The sequence below is a fragment of the Mycobacterium sp. NGS62 genome, assembly GCF_059812285.1.
In genome coordinates, this window is record NZ_JCALCK010000095.1 from 1 (window position 1) to 384 (window position 384).

1 protein-coding gene is annotated in these 384 nt (G+C 59.6%); it reads left to right on the top strand.

All coding sequences use genetic code 11. The features are described from left to right. A partial coding sequence (locus tag AC5Y49_RS24860; RefSeq protein WP_499892031.1) for a hypothetical protein occupies positions 1–227 on the top strand: 227 nt, incomplete at its 5' end. Positions 228–384 lie beyond the last annotated feature (157 nt).

A 384-nucleotide genomic window follows, 5' to 3' on the forward strand; every position in this document is an offset into this window, starting at 1 on the left:
ACGGCACCGTCGAGACATATGAGGTCTTCACAGACCAAGACATCTGCATGGCCGCTGGCTACGGCTACGGGTCTGACCCGAAGCTATTCGGCGAGGGGAAACATGGCATCTCCGAATTGATTACACCAGTCAAGTTAACCGCCGCCGACATGCTGGAGAGGGCCCGCCAAGCGAGCTTGGCTTGCCGGTCCGGCGCGATCAGTGTCATCGAAGTCGAGGGGAAATAGCGCCCCAACATTGGCTGACGCCACCCGGCCGTCGGTAAGGAGGATCATGTGGTCACGGCACACAAGCTTGGCCGGCTCCGAGACAGCGCCATCCCACCAGCGCTTTGGAAACGATTGCGTGATCTTATCATCCGCCGACATGGCTGGATCTACCTGC